Consider the following 19,059-nt stretch of genomic DNA (forward strand, 5'->3'; position numbering starts at 1 on the left):
CGCAAGGCGCGCTGCCGGGCCCAAAGCCGCTCAGGGGTGTCGGCGTCAGCCGATGGCCCGTGGCGGGTACGGGAGCATTTGGTCGAGATACCCATAGCAAGCTGGTCAGTCTTCTTCGAACGGGTCCCATTCGTCTTCAACCTCGGGCAGGGCTTCGGTTTCGACCTGAGCGGCGCGTTGTTCTGCGGTTTCGATGCTCTTGATCCGTGCTTTCGGGAAATGGGTCAGCACTGCTTGCACCAGAGGGTGCTGTTCCGCCTCGGCCTTCAGAGCCAGCTCAGCGGCATCTCGAATCTCCGCAATCGTCGGGGCGTCGCCTTCAGAGACAATAGAAACAGCCCATCGGTTGCCTGTCCAACGCCGAAGCGACGCGTCCAATCGTTGTGACAGGTCGGTCGGAGCGTTGTCGGTCGGAGCGAACTCGATCCTGCCCGGTTGATAGGAAACCAGACGCACGCCGTTTTCGACCTCTACCAACAGCTTCACATCCCGGTTGGCTCGGATCAGTTCGACCACATGTTCAAATGTTGGATAGCGTGCCAGCGCTGCCTGCACATCCTGGGCCAGCGCGGCTGTTGGTCCGCCTGCGCTGCCGCCAATCGCCGATGCGGCGTATGCCGGTCGGGCCACAGCCTGCGGCGCAGCAGGAGCACGCCCCGGCGCACCAATTCCCTTGCCGGGGCCACCATTCGGCGGCGGGGGTGAATCCTGCAGACGCTTGATCAGCTCCTCCGGGCTAGGCAAGTCGGCCACATGGGTCAGGCGGATCACGGCCATTTCAGCGGCCATCATGGCGTTGGGCGCGGCGGAAACCTCTTCGAGCGCCTTCAGCAGCATTTGCCACATGCGTGTCAGGACCCGCATAGGCAGAGCCTCGGCCATTTGTTGACCTCGGGCGCGTTCGTCGGGGGAAACTGTGGGATCTTCGGCGGCGTCCGGAGTGATCTTGACCACCGAAACCCAATGCGTGATTTCGGCCAGATCGCGTAAGACAGCAAGCGGATCAGCCCCTTCGGCATATTGCCCGCTCAGCTCGGTCAACGCGCCCGCAGCATCGCCGCGCAGGATCATATCCATCAGATCCAGCACCCGGCCCCGATCGGCCAGCCCCAGCATCGCGCGCACCTGATCCGCGCTGGTTTCACCGGCCCCGTGCGATATCGCCTGATCAAGCAGCGAGGTCGCATCCCGCGCCGATCCTTCGGCGGCCCGGGTGATCAACGATAACGCATCCTCGGCAATCTGCGCCCCTTCGGCATCTGCAATCTTGCGCAGCAGTCCGATCATATCCTCAGGCTCGATCCGACGCAGGTCGAAGCGCTGACAGCGGGACAGGACCGTGACCGGGACCTTACGAATCTCGGTGGTGGCAAAGATGAACTTCACGTGTTCGGGGGGTTCTTCCAGCGTCTTGAGCAGCGCGTTGAAAGCGCTGGTCGACAGCATGTGAACCTCGTCGATGATATAGATCTTGTAGCGCGCGGAGGCCGCGCGATAGCGGACGCTGTCGATGATCTCGCGGATGTCATTGACACCGGTGCGGCTGGCGGCGTCCATCTCCATCACGTCGACATGGCGGCCCTCCATGATAGCCACGCAATGTTCACATTGACCGCAGGGTTCGGTTGTAGGGCCGCCGCTGCCATCGGGACCGATGCAGTTCATACCCTTGGCTATGATCCGAGCGGTCGTCGTCTTGCCGGTACCGCGGATACCGGTCATGATGAAGGCCTGCGCGATCCGGTCCGCCTCGAAGGCGTTTTTCAGAGTGCGCACCATGGCGTCCTGACCGACCAGATCGGCAAAGGTTTCGGGGCGGTATTTGCGGGCAAGAACCTGGTAGGCGGGGCTGGGCGTCTCGGTCATGTCTGCTCTGTCGGATTCGCGTTACGCCGCAGCGTAGAGGCCCCCGCCGCCCGCGTCCACAGCCAGCCGGGACGATTTTCATTTTGGAATGCGTGGGTATGCGGCTAAAATCCACTCTATTCTATTTACTGGACCAGTATGTTGTTGGGTGAAGTTTGTTTGGGGGGAGATTATGTCGCAACTGGTGGTTTATGCGTTGCAGGTCGGCGGAGGCACCTTGGCCTTGTCCTCGATGCCTGGGCGTGGAGGAACGTATACAGAAGACCTTGATCTTATCGCAGACTGGAAGCCCGGGCTTGTGATCTCGATGACGACTGAGGTTGAGATGATTCAGGATGGTGCGCGGAATTTTGGCGCTGATATTCAGGGGCGTGCCAGCAGATGGGTGCATTTGCCGATCGAAGATTTTGGCACGCCACCCAAGGAGATTGTGGAGCGCTGGCCCCGCGTTGGCGCGACTGCCCGTCAGGCGTTGTCAGGTGGTGGCCGTGTGCTAGTGCATTGCCGTGGTGGCTGTGGCCGATCCGGGATGGTGGTTCTGCGTCTGATGGTTGAATGCGGTGAACGGCCTGAGGCGGCATTGAAGCGATTGCGTACGGTGCGTCCTTGCGCAGTCGAGACAAATGCCCAGATGCTTTGGGCCGTTGAACCGGCCCGTGTTCAAGCCGTTTGACGGCTTAGACACCAACATGTGGCGAGATTTCGCCACCGTTGTGCTGCACCAGAAGCGAAGCCTCAAGCATGGCGCAAGGAGGATTCCTTAGCAGGTCTGCGGGTAGGCTGCGGTACTCGGTTCCGAACATCATGTCTGCGTAGTCATCCAGCCGGCCGGTATCGATTTCAGGATCGGTTCCGCAGAATACACGTATCTGGTCGCATTGGGCGCGAAAGCGGGCGGTACATCCCTCTGGGCAGTGCGACAGGTCAATACTGCCTTCAATCTCAAACCCAGATTTTGTGACCGGTTTTGTGGTGGACATGGCCTGCGTCAGAGCCCGCGCCATTTGCGCCAGTGCGGGGCAGGTTGCCCCAGTACGTTGGCACACGGTCGCCGCGAATTCGTGCGTTTTAGTCTTCCAGATCATCAATGCGCCCTCCGCGCGCAGGGCGAGGGCGTGGCACAGGTTGGTCGGTGCAGAGCACGATCAAACCCGTCCCGGACACCCCGCCCGAGTTTCGGTTCTACATCTGATGGCAGGTCTCCTGACTTGCGGGTCATCGCTTTGCCGACCTTCCCAGCCTTCAAGGCCAGTGGTATCTCGGCATTGCTCTCCGCTTACAGTTGCGGGGGCAGTCTCGGACTAGGTTCTTTCCGGATTTATCCGGGCAGAACCGCACCGTGTTCCCTTTTCATCCCGGCCCGATTGGGCGCGAGAACCATCGCGACATGGCTAGCGGCTGCGCCGTGCCCGAGTCAAGAAGATTGCGTCAGGCAAGTGACGTACGGTCCAGCCACGTCAACCTTGACTTGAGGCGCTTCGGGTGAACTGATCAGTTCAGTCGGTATTGGAGGGCACCATGTTGGACACGCAGCAGGCGGTTGTGACCGAGGATTTTCAAATCCCGTCCGGCCCGGCAATGTTGTCGGCGCGGCTTTACCGTCCGGTTGCCGACCCCGAAAAGGTGGTCGTCATAAACGGTGCGACTGGGGTGCCGAGGGATTACTATCAGTACTTCGCCCGATGGCTCGCCGAAGAACAGGGCATGGCCTGCCTGACTTACGATTACCGGGATTTTGGTCACTCTTTGGTGGGTTCGCAAAAGCGGTCAAATGTCACCATGGCCGATTGGGCGTTGATCGACATTCCATCCGCCCGGGCCAAGATGCGCCGACGGTTTCCGCAGGCCAAGCTATGGAGCATCGGTCATTCCTTGGGCGGAATGTTTGGCCCGATCCAACCCGATATCGATCAGATCGACAGGATGATCTGTGTCTGTTCGGGTCTGGTAACGCTGGCGGATCACCCTTGGCCTTATCGCGCTTTGGCGGCGTTGTTCTGGTATGGTCACGCGCCGCTGGTGGTCAAGGCGCTTGGCTACCTGCCCGGGCGGTTGGTCGGGTTTGGATCGGACCTGCCTGCCCAAGTCTATTGGCAATGGCGCAAATGGTGCACCGCCCCCAAAAGCTATGTGCCAGAGATCGGCACGACACTGCCCGCCGCCCGCTGGAAAGACTTGGGCAAACGTGTCGATCTGTTTACCTTCGCAGATGATGAAATGGTGCCGCCGGATGCTGTCTGGCGTCTTGCCGATCTCTATGGACCCAAAGCCGGGCGCCATCTGCTTGCACCAAGCGAATTCGGAGTGTCCAAGATCGGCCATATCGGTGCATTCGCAAGACGGAATGCGGCAGTCTGGCCTAGACTGATCGCCTGATAGCGCTAGGCACCGGTAGGTCGGTGCCCAGCTTCGTTATAGCCCTTTACGGGATTTTTTCTCGTGCAACACGCTGCGCACCATCTTGCCGAAAGCCTTGTCACGGGCGCGGGCCTGCGCCACCGAAGCGGAATTGTGTTGGTCTTCGCGCCGCAGCTTGCGCCAGCGGTCCAGCCGCGCGGGATCAAGCGTACCAGCGTCGATTGCCGCCTGCACCGCACATCCGGGCTCAGTCTCGTGCTGACAATCCGAGAAGCGGCAATCCAGGCTGAGGTCTGAGATGTCCGAAAATACCTCATCCAACCCCTCCTGCGCATCCAGCAGACGCAACGCGCGCATGCCGGGCGTATCGATCAGCCAGCCGCCATTGCGCATGCGATGCAAGGCGCGTGCAGTTGTTGTGTGCCTGCCGCGCGCATCATCTTCACGGATACCTGCGGTGGCCTGATCCTGCCCCGTCATCCCGTTGGCGAGCGTCGTTTTCCCAACGCCGGATGATCCAAGCAAGGCGCTGGTTTGTCCTTTCGGACACCACGACAGAACTTGTTCGAGATCGCCGTGATCCAGCGCGTTGACCGCAAGTACCGCCAGAAACGGGGCGAGCGATTGGGCTTGATCTACATAAAGGCTCGGATCATCGCACATGTCCGATTTGGTCAGAACGACCACCGGATAGCAGCCTGCCTGATGCGCCAGCGCAAGATACCGCTCCAATCGTGGCAGATTAAAATCGGCGTTGCAGGAACTGACGATGAACAGCACGTCTACATTTGCAGCGATCAACTGCGCTGCAGCTCCGGTACCTGCCGCTCGGCGTTGAAGCAGGCTTCGCCGGTCCAGCATACGGCGTATTCGTTTGTTTTCATCCACCAGAACCCAATCTCCGACGGCATATGCACCGGTTGATTGATCCAGAGATAACAAAGGCGATTCACCTTCAGGGCTCAGCCCGATCAGTCGATCCCGGTGTACGGCCGAGATGCGATACGGAAGAAGTGACGGATCAGCCGTATGCTGAGCCGCGAAATGAGAGGACCATCCGAGGTCCGATAAGGAAAGTAACATTGGTCTGCCTGTGATCAGAAACAGCAATCCCGTCGAATGACAATCGCGCATCCGCCGGTGACGTGTTCAGGCAGTCAGTTGATCGGAAAGGATCAGAACCAGTCTGCCCGAAGGGTTTTTGCTACAATCATAAACGCCCTCCTGCGGCTGATAGGTTCTAAGTGAGAGGTTGGACATCGACCCAAGCGGGGCTCGTTGTGGCTGCTTCCTTCCGGACCTGACCAGGTTGGCGAGGCGCTCGCCCGCGCCAACCTCTCAAAGCCGATATAGGTGCATCCCCTGAAAATGGCAACCCGTCAGAAGGTCAGATGAATGCGCATGAAACCATCCGTATCGTCGGGCAGAATGCGTGGATGATACTCAGCAAGCTCTGTAACATGGTGTAGCGCGCGCGGCCCCGTTGTCAGGATCGCGCCCTGCCTTTGGTTTGGTACAAAAGAAAAGGGGCGCGGTGCATGCGCAAGTGGGTCGGCGGGCAATGTGCCCGCGACGTATTTGCATAGAATATCCTGTATGCTGATCTGAGGCAGGTCAATCATACGGGCTTGTCGCGCAATTGGAAAATGACCACCGCCATTGGCGCGGTAGTTATTGGTGGCGACAAGGAAACTCTGGTCAGGCGCAATCGGCTGCCCATCGAATTCCAGGTTGCGTATGCGGGAAAATGCCGGATCAATCACTCGACCGAGCGTATCGAACCGCGCCGGTTGCGAAAGATCGATCTGGTAGGTGACGCCATGCAGGACATCGAAGTTGAAGCCCGTGCGCTGAGGATCGGCAAGATCGATCGGGGCGACTGAGCCAAGTTGATGGAACAGCCCGGCTGACATCTCAAGCCAGTCCCGAATCTGAGAACCTGAGGCCAGCACCGCGCGCAATTCATTAGGAAAGACACTGAGATCGGCGATATGTCGAACTGAAATCTCGCCTGAGGGGATATCCGTGTAGTACTTGCTTCCTGCGCGCCCGCCGAACTTTGCCGGGGCGGCTGACGATATGATAGGCAAATCTGCCCAGTCGGTATCGACCAAATGCGGGCGTAGGGCAGCGGCCTGAGCCGCCGCAACCAAGGCCAGACCGCGATCCGGTACGCAATATGAGAAGTAGCTGTGCAGCGTGTGTGGGATTGTGCCCACTGGCCTGGTCACCCTTTTGCGCGTCGCAGCGTGGCCGGTCGCAAACAGCTCTGTGATCCTTTGGCATTCGGGTATTTCTGTGCCCGATTGAGCGATTGCCCGCGCTTCGACATGGCTGCCTGTAATGCGCCAATTGCCGGTGGTATCTTTTTGCAGTGTCAGATCAATGATCCCAAGATGAGACCCGGCCCAACCCTGCATGACAACCGGCGTTCCATGCACAAGCCCCCGCGTACTGTCGACGAATGGATAACCATCATGCGCCTTTCCAGGCAGTGTCAGATGGGTGTGGCCTGCGACGACGGCATCAATCAGCGGCATCTCGGCCAGCGGGATGATCGCGTTTTCCATATCCGGCTCGGCCATTGCCGATCCCAGTCCGGTATGCGCAAGGGCGACAATCAGGTCGCAACCTTGCACGCTGAGATCTTCAGCAGCGCGCCACGCAGCGGCCAGAATGTCTGTTACCACGACCCGGTCCGTTAGCAGATGTGCTTCCCACTGTGCGGTTTGAGTGGGCAAAACAGAAAGAACCCCGATGCGGATTGCGGTGCCCTGTCCATTTAGTCTGACAACTCGATGCAGAATCGTGTGTGCATCCCACCCTTGTTCGGTCTGAGTGGTTTGCATATTGCTGCAAATCATTGGGCAGGCGGTTTGGCGAGCGATGCGATTGACGAGTTCCAACCCAAATCCGAAATCGTGATTACCCAATCCGATCGCGTCATAGTTTAACGTGTTGAACGCGCGTGGCAGGGGATGGGCGTCTGGCACGTTTTCAGCTGCCCAGTTGCCAAATGGCGTTCCCTGCAGGCTATCACCATTGTCAAACAACAGCACAAGGGCTTCGTCGCGTTCAGCCTGTCTGCGCGCCTCGTGAATCAGGCTGGCGGTACGGGTCAAACCAATCGCAGGTTCGGGGCGATCCGAATAGTAATCATATGACGTCAGGTGCATGTGTAGATCGGATGTAGCAAGGATTCGAATCCGTGCGCCATCATCTGCATCTCTTCGTTGTCGCATTAAATACTTTGATTTCAATATCTTCAACTTTTAGCTGTCAGTGTGCCAACGTTTCCACCATGAGGCCGATTTAATGCAATTTCCGGGGCGATGCTGCGGTCATTCCGCGGCAGGGTCGAAAAATGTTTGGTCGATACCCGTTGCACGATCAGGTAAGACGTGGCAGCCCTTTGCGCGGCAGTCAGGAACGGCAGGCATGAAACGCGCAGAACAGGTGACATTTGGCGGCTCGGCACTGGATCGGGCGGGTTTGCTGCGCGGCGACGCGGACAAACTGGCACAGGTTTATCGTGACCCTTTGGCAACATGTGTGTTGCTGTGGCGTGGCAAACTGTTGGTTGAGGGTGAGGCACTGGACCGGCTCGCCCGGCTTCCGATGACGCACAAGATTCTCGAACAGGGCCCGGGCGGTGTGATCGAGCAACCGATTTTCCTTGGAAAATCCGAGGATGGATCGCCGCTTTTTGCCATGGACATCTCGGGCTGGGCGGCTGAAGGGCTGGATTTATCCGGTGTCGGAGATTTTGTCGACCGCAGCGAACAGCAGCACCCTGATCTGCCCGAGGGGTGTGTCTTTGCCGAGCTGCGCCGCATCATGACACGCCTCAACCCACGAGACGCAGAGATTGCGGCAACCGCCAAGGCGGTGATCGGCTGGCACGAAACGCATCAATTCTGTGCCCGATGTGGTGCCCGCAGCGAGATGTCTCAGGGTGGATGGCAGCGCAGTTGCCCGGCCTGCGGCGGCCAGCATTTCCCGCGCACCGATCCTGTGGTCATCATGTTGATTACCCATGGCAATTCGGTGCTGATGGGGCGCTCTCCGGGCTGGCCTGAAGGCATGTATTCGCTTTTGGCTGGTTTTGTTGAGCCCGGTGAAACGCTGGAAGCCGCTGTGCGGCGCGAAGTGATGGAAGAGGCCGGCGTGCCCGTGGGCGCGGTGAGCTATCTCGCAAGCCAACCCTGGCCATTTCCCGCATCCCTGATGTTTGGATGCGCAGGCGAGGCGTTATCGCGCGATATCCAGATCGATCCGGTCGAGATCGAGGATGCGATCTGGGTCACACGGACAGAGATGATGCAGGCTTTCGCTGGGGATCACCCTAAGCTGTTGCCTGCCCGAAAAGGTGCGATTGCGCACTTTTTGTTGCAACACTGGCTTGCAGACACGTTGGACTGACGAGAAACTGAACCCAATCTAGGGCAGAGAAAAGCAAACATGCAGTTTTCAGCGCAGGAAGATATCGATGTCCCAATCGAGACGGTCTTCACCATGGTCTCTGATTTTGAACGCTTCGAACGCAAAGCCTTGCGGCGCGGGGTTGATGTGCGTCGGGTCACGGGGTCGGTTGTGCCGCAGGCCGGAATAACCTGGGAGACCGAATTCAAGATACGTGGCAAGCCACGTCATATCATTATCGAGATGACTGAATGCGACCGCCCGTCCTTGATGCGGTTCCAGTCCAGCAGCAAGGGAATGAACGGCGACACGGTGATCGAGCTTTTGGCGCTTTCCCAACGTCGGACACGGCTGCGCGTTGAAACATCGCTGGGTGCGAAAACGCTGCCCGCCCGCCTATTGCTTCAATCCCTGAAGTTAGGGCAATCCCGATTCAGGCGGCAGTTCCAGACCCGTCTCAGCGAATTCGCGCGCGATATGGAGGAACGACACCTCCATGGTGTCTGACAACCGAGAAGTAGATGAGCACTTTAACGAGACCGATCATACGCGACGCTGTCGAAGCCGATGCGGATGGCTTGTCCGGTGTGCTAACAGCGCTTGTAGCGGCTGGAAAGCGGACCAAGCCCGCCGACAGCGCCTTTGCACTGACGCATTACATCTGCGACCCTGAGCGGATTCAGTGTAGCCTTGCCGTTGCGCCGGACGGACAGATACTGGGTTTCCAGTCGTTGAAGCTTGCCACCCGAAACAACCCGTATGGCGTTGCGGTCGGGTGGGGCATCATTGGGACGCATATCAAACCGTCCGCTGCGCGATGTGGTATCGGTCGGGCGTTGTTCAAACGTTCTCTTCAAGCCGCTCGGCAGCAGGGATTGCCCGCTATCGATGCTACGATCGGGGCCAATAATTCCGACGGCCTTGGCTATTATGAGGCGATGGGATTCAGAGAGTACCGGCAGATGGATGGCGCGATATGCAAGGTCTTTCGCATGGGGACCGGAGTGACCAACCCGTAGTCCGCCGCACTTTCAGGATGTCGCTCCGAAGGACTCTAGCTACCGTTCTAAGCTGCAAGCGTAGCTGCCCAGCCTATCCAGGCCGTTCCTTTGAAGGGGCGAGCCGATTGCCTGCACTAACCACGAGGTTGCGCCGCCGGATAAACGCCGAGGACCTCTACGTTGGTGGTAAAATGCTCAAGCTCATCCATCGCCAGTTGCACATTTCGATCGCCTGGATGACCCACGATATCGGCATAGAACTGGGTCGCGGTGAAGGACCCGTCGACCATATAGCTTTCCAGCTTGGTCATGTTGATTCCGTTGGTGGCAAATCCGCCCATCGCTTTGTACAGCGCTGCCGGGATGTTACGCACCTGAAAGACAAAACTTGTGATCATGCCGTGATCACCACGGCGCGATTCATCGGCCTCACGAGACATCACCAGAAAACGGGTCGTGTTGTCGCCCTGATCCTCAATGTGACGGGCCAAAACGTTGAGGCCGTAAATCTCACCTGCCAGCTCACTGGCTAACGCTGCGGAGTGTTGGTCGCCGATCTCGGCGACCTCGCGTGCGGCACGAGCATTATCGGGGCTGACCCTGCCACGAATTCCGTGCTGCTTCAGGAAACCTGCGCATTGTGGAAGTAAGACGAGGTGGGAATGCGCCTCAGTGATATCCTCCAGAGTCGCGCCCGGAACGCCCAACAGGTTGATGTGCACGCGCACAAATGCTTCGTCGATGATGTGCAGCCCGCTATGCGGAAGCAGGCGGTGAATATCGGCCACACGACCATAGGTGGTATTTTCCACCGGTAGCATGGCCAGATCAGCCTCACCTGAGCGCACTGATTCGATCACATCTTCGAAAGTGCGGCAGGGCAGGGCGTCCATATCCGGTCGCGCGTTCCGGCAGGCTTCGTGACTGTATGCGCCGGGTTCTCCCTGAAATGCTATGCGATTGGTCATTTGGTCGTTTCCGTGCAACAAGTTCTTGAATTGGGCGTTTAGTCGCGGTGTCTATACCTTGCGTCTTCTCAGGGGAAGCCTTAGACACCCCGCAGACAGCTGAAATGGACACGCGATCAAAATGTTCGACACGATGACAGTTACCAAAGCCGCAGCCGGCTTGTTTGGCACCTTCCTGGTGTTGCTTCTGGCAAAATGGGGGGCGGATGTCCTCTATAGCTCTGACAGCCATCTTGCCGAAGCTGCTTACATTATCGAAACCGAAAGCTCGGGCGAAAGCGCGGACGGCGAAGAAGTAGTCTTTGAAGATATGTTGGCTGCAGCCGATCCGGAAAAAGGCGCGCGCGTATTCCGCAAGTGCACCGCTTGCCACAAACTGGAAGACGGCGCCAATGGTACAGGTCCTTACCTTTACGGTGTCGTAGATCGCCCGGTTGCCTCAGCTAAAGGCTTTACCGGTTATTCGGCCTCGATGCAGGCGCATGGTGGCAACTGGACACCCGAAGCCCTGGACGCGTTCCTGGAACGCCCAAGCGCCTATATCTCGGGCACTTCGATGAGCTTTGCTGGCCTGAGAAAACCACAAGAACGCGCCGATCTGATTGCGTATCTGCAGACCATCGGCAACTGATCTGTTGATCAGATTTGCAGGATTTAAAGCCGCTGCCTTGCGCAGCGGCTTTATTTTTTGTCTGAGAAGAACTTCACAAAGCGTTCACGCATTCTAAACTTGCAACTGACAGTGCTGGACCTTTAGCTGGCGGGCACGACAATGAAGATGACAGAAATTCAGAGGACGAGCCTGATGAAACCCCTTCTGCCCCAGATGCGCTTTACCGGAATTCACGCTTGGGCTGCGGCTTTGGGGATTTCGGCGACACTGGTTCTGGGCAGCAGCGATCCTGCCCGTGCCAATGAAGAGGGCGTCACGCGCAGCCACGGGTATTCCTATTTCGGAAATCTGGATTATCCGGCCGACTATCCGTACTTGAACTACGTCAACCCAGACGCACCAAAGGGCGGAGAGCTGTCTTTATCGGGCTCAGGTACGTTTGATTCCCTGAACCCTTATTCGCGCAAGGGGCGGGCAGGCGCTTTGACCACGCTTCAATATGACCCGCTGATCGAAAGTACCGCGGACAGTGTCGGGCAGTATTATGGGGTTATTGCGGAAAGTATGGAATATGACGAAGGGCGCAATTATGTGATCTTCAATCTGCGCCCCGAAGCTATGTTCTGGGATGGCACCCCGGTGACTGCCGAAGACGTCGTCTATAGTCATCGTTTGTTCATTGAGCAGGGTTTGCCGTCTTATGCGCAAGCCGTCGGGCGCATGGTTACAGGGGCTGAAGCTCTGGACGACCACACTGTAAAATTTACTTTTAGTCCGGATGTCACCCGGCGCGGGTTGATCGAAACCGTCGGGTCTACTCCGGTATTTTCAAAAGCCTGGTTCGAGGCTGATGAAAGCCGTCGCCTCGACGAACCCCGGTTGGAGGTCGCGGTTGGCTCTGGCCCTTACAAACTGGACAGCTACGACATCAATCGTCGGATCGTCTACAAGCGTCGCGACGATTATTGGGGCAAGGATCTGCCGATCAACATAGGCCGCAACAATTACGACACTATCCGGATCGAGTATTTCGCGGATCAAACCGCAGCCTTCGAAGGGTTCAAGGCGGGCGAATACACGATGCGTATCGAAAGTGACCCCAAGCTCTGGGCCTCTAGTTACGATTTCCCGAAACTCAGCGAAGGGTTTGTCGTGCAGGACGAGATCGTGGATGGTAGCCCACCGACGCCGTCGGGTTTCGTTTTCAATCTGGGCAAGCCTCAATTTGCCGACAAGAATGTGCGTAAAGCGCTGGCGCTGGCGTTCAATTTCGAATGGGCAAATGAATCGCTGATGTTCGGTCTGAACGCACCGCGCAGTTCATTTGTGCAGGGGACACATCTTGAAGCGACAGGCGTGCCGGAGGGTGCCGAACTGGCGTTTCTGGAAACGCTGGGTGACGTGGTTCCGGCCGAGGTGTTCAGCGAGCCTGCGCTTGTCGTCCACGAATCCAATCCAGCTCGGTTGAACGACCGTCGCAATTTGCGGCAAGCCTCGAAACTGCTGGACGAGGCTGGTTGGCCCGTCGGCGACGGCAATCTGCGCCGCAATGCCGATGGGCAGACGCTGAAGGTCAATATTCCGTATGCGTCGAGCATTCCAACCTCGACCGCCACCATGATCGAGACCTATGTGCAGAACCTGCAGTCGATCGGTGTGGATGCTTCGGCCGAGAAGGTAGATCCTTCTCAATTCACCCTGCGGCGGCGTGAGCGTGATTATGATATGGTATATTCGAACCGCTACGGCTCGTTCCTGTCGACCGGCGGGGGTCTCAGTCAGATGTACGGATCGGAAGAAGCCGCGTTTAGCTTGTTCAACCCTGCCGGTCTTGCCAGCCCACTTGTTGACGCTGTGATCGAAGCGTCATTCGACACGACAAATCAGGCGGAACAGGATGCTGCGCTGATGGCGTTGGATCGTGTCTTGCGTTATGAGTTCTTCGTCATTCCCGATGGGTATGTGGCGGATTACTGGACGGCTTACTACGACATGTACGAATACCCTGAAAACCTGCCTCCATTCTCGCTTGGGTATCTCGATCTGTGGTGGATCAACCCCGAGAAAGAGGCTGACCTGAAAGCCAAAGGCGCGCTGCGATAACATGGGCGCCTATATCCTAAGACGCCTGTTGCTGGTCATTCCGACCCTTCTGGGCATCATGATCGTCAACTTCACGCTGGTGCAGTTCGTGCCCGGTGGTCCCATTGAACAGATCATCGCGCAGATCGAAGGGCAGGGCGACGTCTTTGCTGGGTTCGCTGGTGGTGGCGATGCCGGAGCCGGGGCCGAGCCCGCAGGTGGTGCCTTTGATGACAAATACGTCGGTGCACGTGGCCTTCCGCCCGAATTCATCGCTGAACTGGAAAAAGAGTTTGGCTTCGACAAACCGCCACTGGAACGCTTTCTAGGCATGATGGGCAACTACCTGACGCTGGATTTTGGCGAGAGCTATTTCCGCTCGATCAGTGTGATTGATCTGGTGCTGGAAAAGATGCCGGTGTCTATTTCGCTGGGTCTGTGGTCGACGCTGATCGCCTATCTGGTCTCGATCCCGCTAGGTATCCGCAAGGCGATCAAGGACGGGTCGAGCTTTGATACTTGGACCAGCGGTGCGATCATCGTGGCCTATGCTATCCCCGGTTTCCTGTTTGCCATTCTGCTGCTGGTGTTGTTCGCCGGTGGCTCTTACTGGCAGATTTTCCCGCTACGGGGTTTGACCTCGGACAATTGGGACAGCCTCAGCCTGTTTGGAAAGATTACTGACTATTTCTGGCACATCGCTTTGCCGATAATCGCGCTGACCATCTCGGCCTTTGCGACGCTGACGCTGCTGACCAAGAACTCGTTTCTGGATGAGATCAAGAAGCAGTACGTGATGACCGCTCGCGCCAAGGGTTTGAGTGAAAGCAAGGTGCTGTATGGTCATGTCTTCCGCAACGCGATGCTGATCGTGATTGCAGGTTTCCCTGCTGTATTCATTGGTGTGTTCTTCGGTGGATCGATCATCATCGAAACCATTTTCTCGCTCGATGGTCTTGGGCGTCTGGGCTTTGAGGCGGCAGTGGCGCGCGACTATCCGGTGATTTTTGGTACGCTTTTCATATTTGGCCTGATGGGGCTGGTCGTCGGCATTATCAGCGATCTGATGTATGTGCTCGTTGACCCGCGTATCGATTTCGAAAAGCGGGAGGGGTAAATGGCACTCTCCCCTCTCAATCAGCGCCGTTGGCGCAATTTCCGGCGCAATGGCAGGGCGTTCTGGTCGCTGATCATCTTCTCGGTGTTGTTCGGCCTATCGCTGTTTGCCGAGTTCATCGCCAACGACAAACCGATCCTGGTAAAGTACCGGGGTGAAATCTACACGCCTGTCTTCAACTTTTACGCTGAAACGGAATTCGGAGGCGATTTCCAGACCGAGGCGATCTATCGCGACCCCGAGGTCATGTGCCTGATCGATAGCGGCGGATTGGATCAGTGCTTCGACGACCCCGAAGGTATCATCGACGAAATCAAGGCGGGCACGTTCGAAGCGGATGGGTTTGAGCGAGGCTGGGCCATCTGGCCTCCAATCCCGTATTCCTTCAACACCAGCGTGGACCGCCCGGGCGCTGCACCGCTGCCGCCTAATGGTCAGAATCTGCTCGGCACTGACGACACCAAGCGAGATGTGCTAGCTCGTGTCATCTATGGCTTCCGCCTGTCGATCCTGTTCACTTTACTCGTCACCGGCGTGGCCAGTCTGATCGGCATTTTTGCTGGGGCCATTCAGGGGTTCTTTGGCGGTTGGCTGGATCTGATCTTCCAACGTATTATCGAGATCTGGTCGGCGACACCCTCGCTTTATGTCATTATCATCATGTTCGCGATTCTTGGGCGAAGTTTCTGGCTCTTGGTGATTCTGATGATCCTGTTCAGTTGGACCGGACTGGTGGGCGTCGTGCGCGCTGAATTCCTGCGGGCACGAAATTTGGAGTATGTCCGTGCCGCGCGGGCGCTGGGCGTGGGTAACATGACGATCATGTTTCGCCACATGCTGCCTAATGCGATGGTCGCCACGCTGACCTTCATGCCGTTCATCGTGACTGGAACCATCGGTGGGCTGGCTTCGCTGGACTTCCTTGGCTTCGGTTTGCCGTCTTCAGCCCCGTCGCTTGGAGAGTTGACTTTGCAGGCGAAACAGAACCTTCAGGCACCGTGGCTGGCCTTCACTGCCTTCTTCACCTTTGCCATCATGCTGTCGCTGTTGGTCTTCATTTTTGAAGGCGTCCGCGATGCGTTTGATCCCAGAAAGACCTTCTCATGAGCCTTTTGGATGTGAACAACCTCAAGGTCTCGTTCCGGCAGGACGGGCAGGTGAGTGCGGCAGTCAAAGGCGTGTCCTTTACCGTCGACCGGGGTGAAACGGTGGCTTTGGTGGGCGAATCCGGTTCGGGCAAATCCGTGACGGCGTTGAGCACTGTGTCGCTGCTGGGTGATAGCGCAATTGTCGAAGGCTCAGTCACCTATGGCGGTCAAGAGATGATTGGCGCGTCCGAAGACAGGTTGATGGACGTGCGCGGCAACGACATTAGTTTCATCTTTCAGGAGCCGATGACCTCGCTCAATCCATTGCACACGATCCAGAAACAGATGGCGGAATCGCTGGCTCTGCATCAGGGCGTTGCCGGCGATGAGGCACGGGAACGGATTGTAGAACTGCTGACCAAGGTCGGCATCCGAGATCCCGAGGAACGGCTGGACAGCTATCCGCACCAGTTGTCCGGCGGACAGCGGCAACGCGTGATGATCGCGATGGCGTTGGCGAACAAGCCGGACATTTTGATCGCGGATGAGCCGACAACGGCGCTGGACGTCACCATCCAGGCGCAGATTCTGGAGTTGCTGGCCGAACTGCAAAAGTCCGAGAACATGGGGATGTTGTTCATCACCCATGACCTTGGCATCGTCCGCCGCATCGCCGACCGGGTTTGCGTGATGAAGGATGGTGAAATTGTCGAAGCCGGAGTGACAACGGAGATTTTCGACAACCCGCAACACCCCTATACTCGCAAGCTTCTGGAGGCCGAGCCGTCCGGGCACCCCGACCCGGTGGCCCCGGATGCCGAAGAGGTAGCCCGCACCGATCACCTGAAAGTCTGGTTCCCGATCCAGCGCGGTTTCCTGAAACGGACCGTAGGCTATGTGAAGGCCGTCAACGACGCGACCCTCAGCGTCCGTGCCGGGGAAACGCTTGGGATCGTGGGGGAGAGCGGCTCGGGCAAGACGACGCTGGCGCTGGCGATCATGCGTCTGATCGCGTCCGAGGGCGGGATCACTTTCCGCGACCAGAATGTGCGCCGCTGGTCAACGCGCGAGTTGCGGCGATTGCGCAAGGACATGCAGATCGTATTTCAGGATCCGTTCGGCAGCCTCAGCCCGCGGATGACCTGCATGCAGATCATCGCCGAGGGGCTGGCCATCCATAAGGTCGATCCTCATCGCGCCCTGCGCGATCTGGTGGCCGAAGTGATGAACGAGGTCGGATTGGACCCCTCTGCGATGGACCGCTATCCGCATGAGTTTTCCGGCGGGCAACGCCAGCGGATCGCCATCGCCCGCGCCATGGTGTTGCGGCCCAAGCTGCTGGTTCTGGACGAGCCTACAAGTGCGCTGGACATGACCGTGCAGGTGCAGATCGTTGACCTGCTGCGTGACCTGCAAAGGAAATACGGGCTGGCCTATCTGTTCATCAGTCACGATCTGAAGGTCGTGCGCGCGATGTCCCACAACGTGATCGTCATGCGAAACGGCGATGTCGTCGAGATGGGCGCTGCCGAAGATTTGTTCGAACACGCTCAGACCGACTATACCCGCGAGCTGATTGCGGCGGCGGGCTGACACGCACCCCGCGCCTTTGATGTCAGGCTATTTCCTTGTTTTTGGCTGACGCGGGAACGGGGCCGCGCAGCTCTTCATAGTGATCGAATTGTAGTTTGACCCAACCGGTCCCGCGGGTAGCACTGGCAAGTGTGCGGTGCAGTTCATCCTCGGCCACGGCGGGGAGTGTCGCATTGAAGATTTCCCAGCCTGAGGCGTTGGGGTTGCCTTCAAACCCAAGAACCTGCCCCTGCAGCGAGCTGATCGTCGGGACAAGATCGCCGACGAAGGTTGAGGGCAGATGGATTTCGGCGTTCAGGATAGGTTGCAGGACGACGGGCTTCGCCTCTGGCAACGCTTCGCGCACGGCATTCTTGCCTGCAGTGCGGAAAGCATAATCCGAACTGTCCACGTTATGGTGTTTGCCGTCGCTGAGTGTCACCTTGACGTCCACAACTGGGAAGCCTTCAGGCCCTTCGATCAATGCGTCTTTGGCCCCGTGTTCAACCGAAGGAATGTAATTCCGGGGTACGGCCCCGCCTTTCACCACTTCCTCGAACTGGAACCCCGAGCCGCGCGGCAGCGGAGCGATGGATATGACCACATCGGCAAACTGCCCCGCACCGCCAGATTGCTTGCGGTGGCGATGGCGATGATCGACCTTTGTGCGAATGGTTTCGCGATAGGCGGTTCCGGCGGCCTCGGCCTCGATCTCGATGCTAAAATCCTCGGCGAGTTTGGCGGTCACGCGCCGCATATGCTGCGGACCTTGTGAGCCCAGAATGGAATGACCGCTCAGCTCGTCTTGCTCCAGATGCAGGCCGGGGTCGATCTCAACCAGCCGGGTCAACGCATTCGACAGGCGCACGTCGTCTCGCTCATGCGCAGGCGATACGACCTGACGATGCGCGGCAGGATGGGATGAGGCCCATTCCGGCAACGGCGTTGCCGCCGCGCTGTCATAGATGAAGCCAGGATTAAGGTGGTCGGATTTGACAGCAAGGCCAATATGTCCGGCTTCAAGCACGCTGATCTGGGTCTTGGCGTCCAAGGTTGTCAGGTTTCCAACAGTTTCGCCGCCAAGGGATTCATGTGCTTTCACGCCGTCGCCCAGACCGCGCAAAACGGTGATCTTGCCGATATGCTTCTTCACATCCGCAAAGCCGGCAATGGCACGGGCGTTTTCTTCGGCCTCATCCCGGTCAGCTGCAATGTTGAATTCCGGTGCTTCATGACGCAGCGCTTTCATCAAACGGGTCAGACCGTTGCCATGGCTCGCGGCACCGAGGCAGGCCGGGATAAGCTGATGGTTCTGCAAGACCTGTGCGGCCAGCTCGTAGACCTCGTCGCTTGGGGGCTGTTTGTCCTCAATCAGTTGCTCCAGCAGATTGTCATCGAAATCCGATAGGGTCTCCAACAACTCGGTGCGTGCTTCCTGTTCGCGGTCTTCCGCTGATTGCGGTAGCTCGATCAGGGCCGAGGGCTGCCCCTCCTGATACTTCCAGGCGCGCTCCGAGATCAGATCGACTGCGCCGATAATGGTGTCTCCGTCCCGGATCGGCACCTGCCGCAGAGCGATGTGGTGGGTGCAATAGGTCTGCAGCGCAGCAACGATGTCGCGGATGCGGCCATTGGGGCTGTCCATGCGGTTGATGAACAAGAAGCAGGGAATGCCCGCCTCTTCGACCAACCTTAGATACGGGGCACACAGAACGGCGGCATCCGGATCGGGTGGGACAACCACAACTGCTGCGTCCGAGATCGCCATGGCCGGGCCGACATAGGCTAGCGCATCGCCGCCTCCGTCCACGTCCACCGCGCACCACGGTTCGTTTAAATAAGAAAAACCGTGCAGATGCACGGTTCCGGCAACATCGAATGTGGTGGGCCGCCCGTCGAGGCGGCTGATCGCTTCGACCAAGGTGGATTTGCCCGATTGGCTGGGGCCGAGGACGGTGAAAACGCGCATGAG

At 58.1% G+C, this 19,059-nt stretch carries 16 protein-coding genes, 1 other RNA gene and 1 riboswitch; of the genes, 10 read left to right on the plus strand and 7 right to left on the minus strand.

Annotated features, from left to right (window positions below; all coding sequences use genetic code 11):
• Positions 1–105: 105 nt before the first annotated feature.
• Positions 106–1,866 (minus strand): DNA polymerase III subunit gamma/tau, encoded by a 1,761-nt coding sequence (locus ACR0NM_RS19920; protein WP_480616329.1) that lies wholly within the window; start codon positions 1,864–1,866, stop codon positions 106–108.
• A 172-nt stretch (positions 1,867–2,038) separates the two neighbouring features.
• Here ACR0NM_RS19920 and ACR0NM_RS19925 point away from each other — a divergent pair, with 172 nt between their 5' ends.
• On the plus strand, positions 2,039–2,539 hold the full coding sequence (locus ACR0NM_RS19925; protein WP_170625808.1) for a phosphatase domain-containing protein: 501 nt from the start codon (positions 2,039–2,041) through the stop codon (positions 2,537–2,539).
• Positions 2,540–2,543: 4 nt separating this feature from the next.
• On the opposite strand, the gene ACR0NM_RS19930 is transcribed toward ACR0NM_RS19925, so the two are convergent.
• Complete coding sequence (locus ACR0NM_RS19930; protein WP_170625809.1) at positions 2,544–2,951, minus strand: hypothetical protein; 408 nt, start codon at positions 2,949–2,951, stop codon at positions 2,544–2,546.
• Positions 2,952–3,042: 91 nt separating this feature from the next.
• Positions 3,043–3,262: riboswitch (cobalamin riboswitch) on the minus strand.
• 122 nt (positions 3,263–3,384) lie between these two features.
• Here ACR0NM_RS19930 and ACR0NM_RS19935 point away from each other — a divergent pair.
• Complete coding sequence (locus tag ACR0NM_RS19935; RefSeq protein WP_480616332.1) at positions 3,385–4,242, plus strand: alpha/beta hydrolase family protein; 858 nt, start codon at positions 3,385–3,387, stop codon at positions 4,240–4,242.
• 36 nt (positions 4,243–4,278) lie between these two features.
• Here the strand turns inward: ACR0NM_RS19935 and rsgA are convergent, their stop codons facing one another.
• The 3 genes from rsgA to ACR0NM_RS19950 all read right to left on the minus strand — a co-directional run bounded on the left by rsgA (position 4,279) and on the right by ACR0NM_RS19950 (position 7,466).
• Entirely contained in the window at positions 4,279–5,307 is a 1,029-nt protein-coding gene (rsgA, locus tag ACR0NM_RS19940; protein WP_480616334.1) for a ribosome small subunit-dependent GTPase A, read from the minus strand.
• A gap of 159 nt (positions 5,308–5,466) precedes the next feature.
• An RNA gene (gene ffs, locus ACR0NM_RS19945) (signal recognition particle sRNA small type) lies at positions 5,467–5,565 on the minus strand.
• A gap of 38 nt (positions 5,566–5,603) precedes the next feature.
• Entirely contained in the window at positions 5,604–7,466 is a 1,863-nt protein-coding gene (locus tag ACR0NM_RS19950; RefSeq protein WP_480616336.1) for a bifunctional 2',3'-cyclic-nucleotide 2'-phosphodiesterase/3'-nucleotidase, read from the minus strand.
• A 196-nt stretch (positions 7,467–7,662) separates the two neighbouring features.
• On the opposite strand from ACR0NM_RS19950, the gene nudC reads away from it, so the two are divergent.
• Genes nudC through ACR0NM_RS19965 form a run of 3 tightly spaced genes read left to right on the plus strand, consistent with a single transcriptional unit; the run spans position 7,663 to position 9,665 of the window.
• On the plus strand, positions 7,663–8,646 hold the full coding sequence (nudC, locus tag ACR0NM_RS19955; RefSeq protein ID WP_480616338.1) for an NAD(+) diphosphatase: 984 nt from the start codon (positions 7,663–7,665) through the stop codon (positions 8,644–8,646).
• Between the two features lie 39 nt (positions 8,647–8,685).
• Entirely contained in the window at positions 8,686–9,153 is a 468-nt protein-coding gene (locus ACR0NM_RS19960; RefSeq protein ID WP_170508814.1) for an SRPBCC family protein, read from the plus strand.
• A gap of 14 nt (positions 9,154–9,167) precedes the next feature.
• Positions 9,168–9,665: a GNAT family N-acetyltransferase gene (locus ACR0NM_RS19965; protein WP_170406540.1), complete on the plus strand. Its 498-nt coding sequence runs from the start codon at positions 9,168–9,170 to the stop codon at positions 9,663–9,665.
• Positions 9,666–9,781: 116 nt separating this feature from the next.
• Here the strand turns inward: ACR0NM_RS19965 and ACR0NM_RS19970 are convergent, their stop codons facing one another.
• Complete coding sequence (locus tag ACR0NM_RS19970) at positions 9,782–10,615, minus strand: prephenate dehydratase (protein WP_480616339.1); 834 nt, start codon at positions 10,613–10,615, stop codon at positions 9,782–9,784.
• Between the two features lie 121 nt (positions 10,616–10,736).
• On the opposite strand from ACR0NM_RS19970, the gene ACR0NM_RS19975 reads away from it, so the two are divergent.
• The 5 genes from ACR0NM_RS19975 to ACR0NM_RS19995 all read left to right on the plus strand — a co-directional run bounded on the left by ACR0NM_RS19975 (position 10,737) and on the right by ACR0NM_RS19995 (position 17,108).
• Positions 10,737–11,246 (plus strand): c-type cytochrome, encoded by a 510-nt coding sequence (locus ACR0NM_RS19975; RefSeq protein WP_170611224.1) that lies wholly within the window; start codon positions 10,737–10,739, stop codon positions 11,244–11,246.
• Between the two features lie 174 nt (positions 11,247–11,420).
• A complete protein-coding gene (locus tag ACR0NM_RS19980; protein WP_170625814.1) occupies positions 11,421–13,331 on the plus strand; it encodes an extracellular solute-binding protein in 1,911 nt (636 codons plus the stop codon).
• Position 13,332: 1 nt separating this feature from the next.
• Positions 13,333–14,427, plus strand: coding sequence for a microcin C ABC transporter permease YejB (locus tag ACR0NM_RS19985; protein WP_170398655.1), 1,095 nt, complete (start codon positions 13,333–13,335; stop codon positions 14,425–14,427).
• The gene (locus tag ACR0NM_RS19990) at positions 14,428–15,534 is read left to right on the plus strand and encodes an ABC transporter permease (RefSeq protein WP_170398652.1); all 1,107 of its coding nucleotides are present in this window, start codon (positions 14,428–14,430) and stop codon (positions 15,532–15,534) included.
• On the plus strand, positions 15,531–17,108 hold the full coding sequence (locus ACR0NM_RS19995; RefSeq protein WP_480563106.1) for an ABC transporter ATP-binding protein: 1,578 nt from the start codon (positions 15,531–15,533) through the stop codon (positions 17,106–17,108). Before ACR0NM_RS19990 ends, ACR0NM_RS19995 begins: the two co-directional genes overlap by 4 nt.
• 22 nt (positions 17,109–17,130) lie before the next feature.
• On the opposite strand, the gene ACR0NM_RS20000 is transcribed toward ACR0NM_RS19995, so the two are convergent.
• Complete coding sequence (locus tag ACR0NM_RS20000) at positions 17,131–19,056, minus strand: elongation factor G (RefSeq protein ID WP_480616342.1); 1,926 nt, start codon at positions 19,054–19,056, stop codon at positions 17,131–17,133.
• Positions 19,057–19,059: the final 3 nt, after the last annotated feature.

The sequence above is a fragment of the Ruegeria sp. AF2 genome (assembly GCF_056542025.1).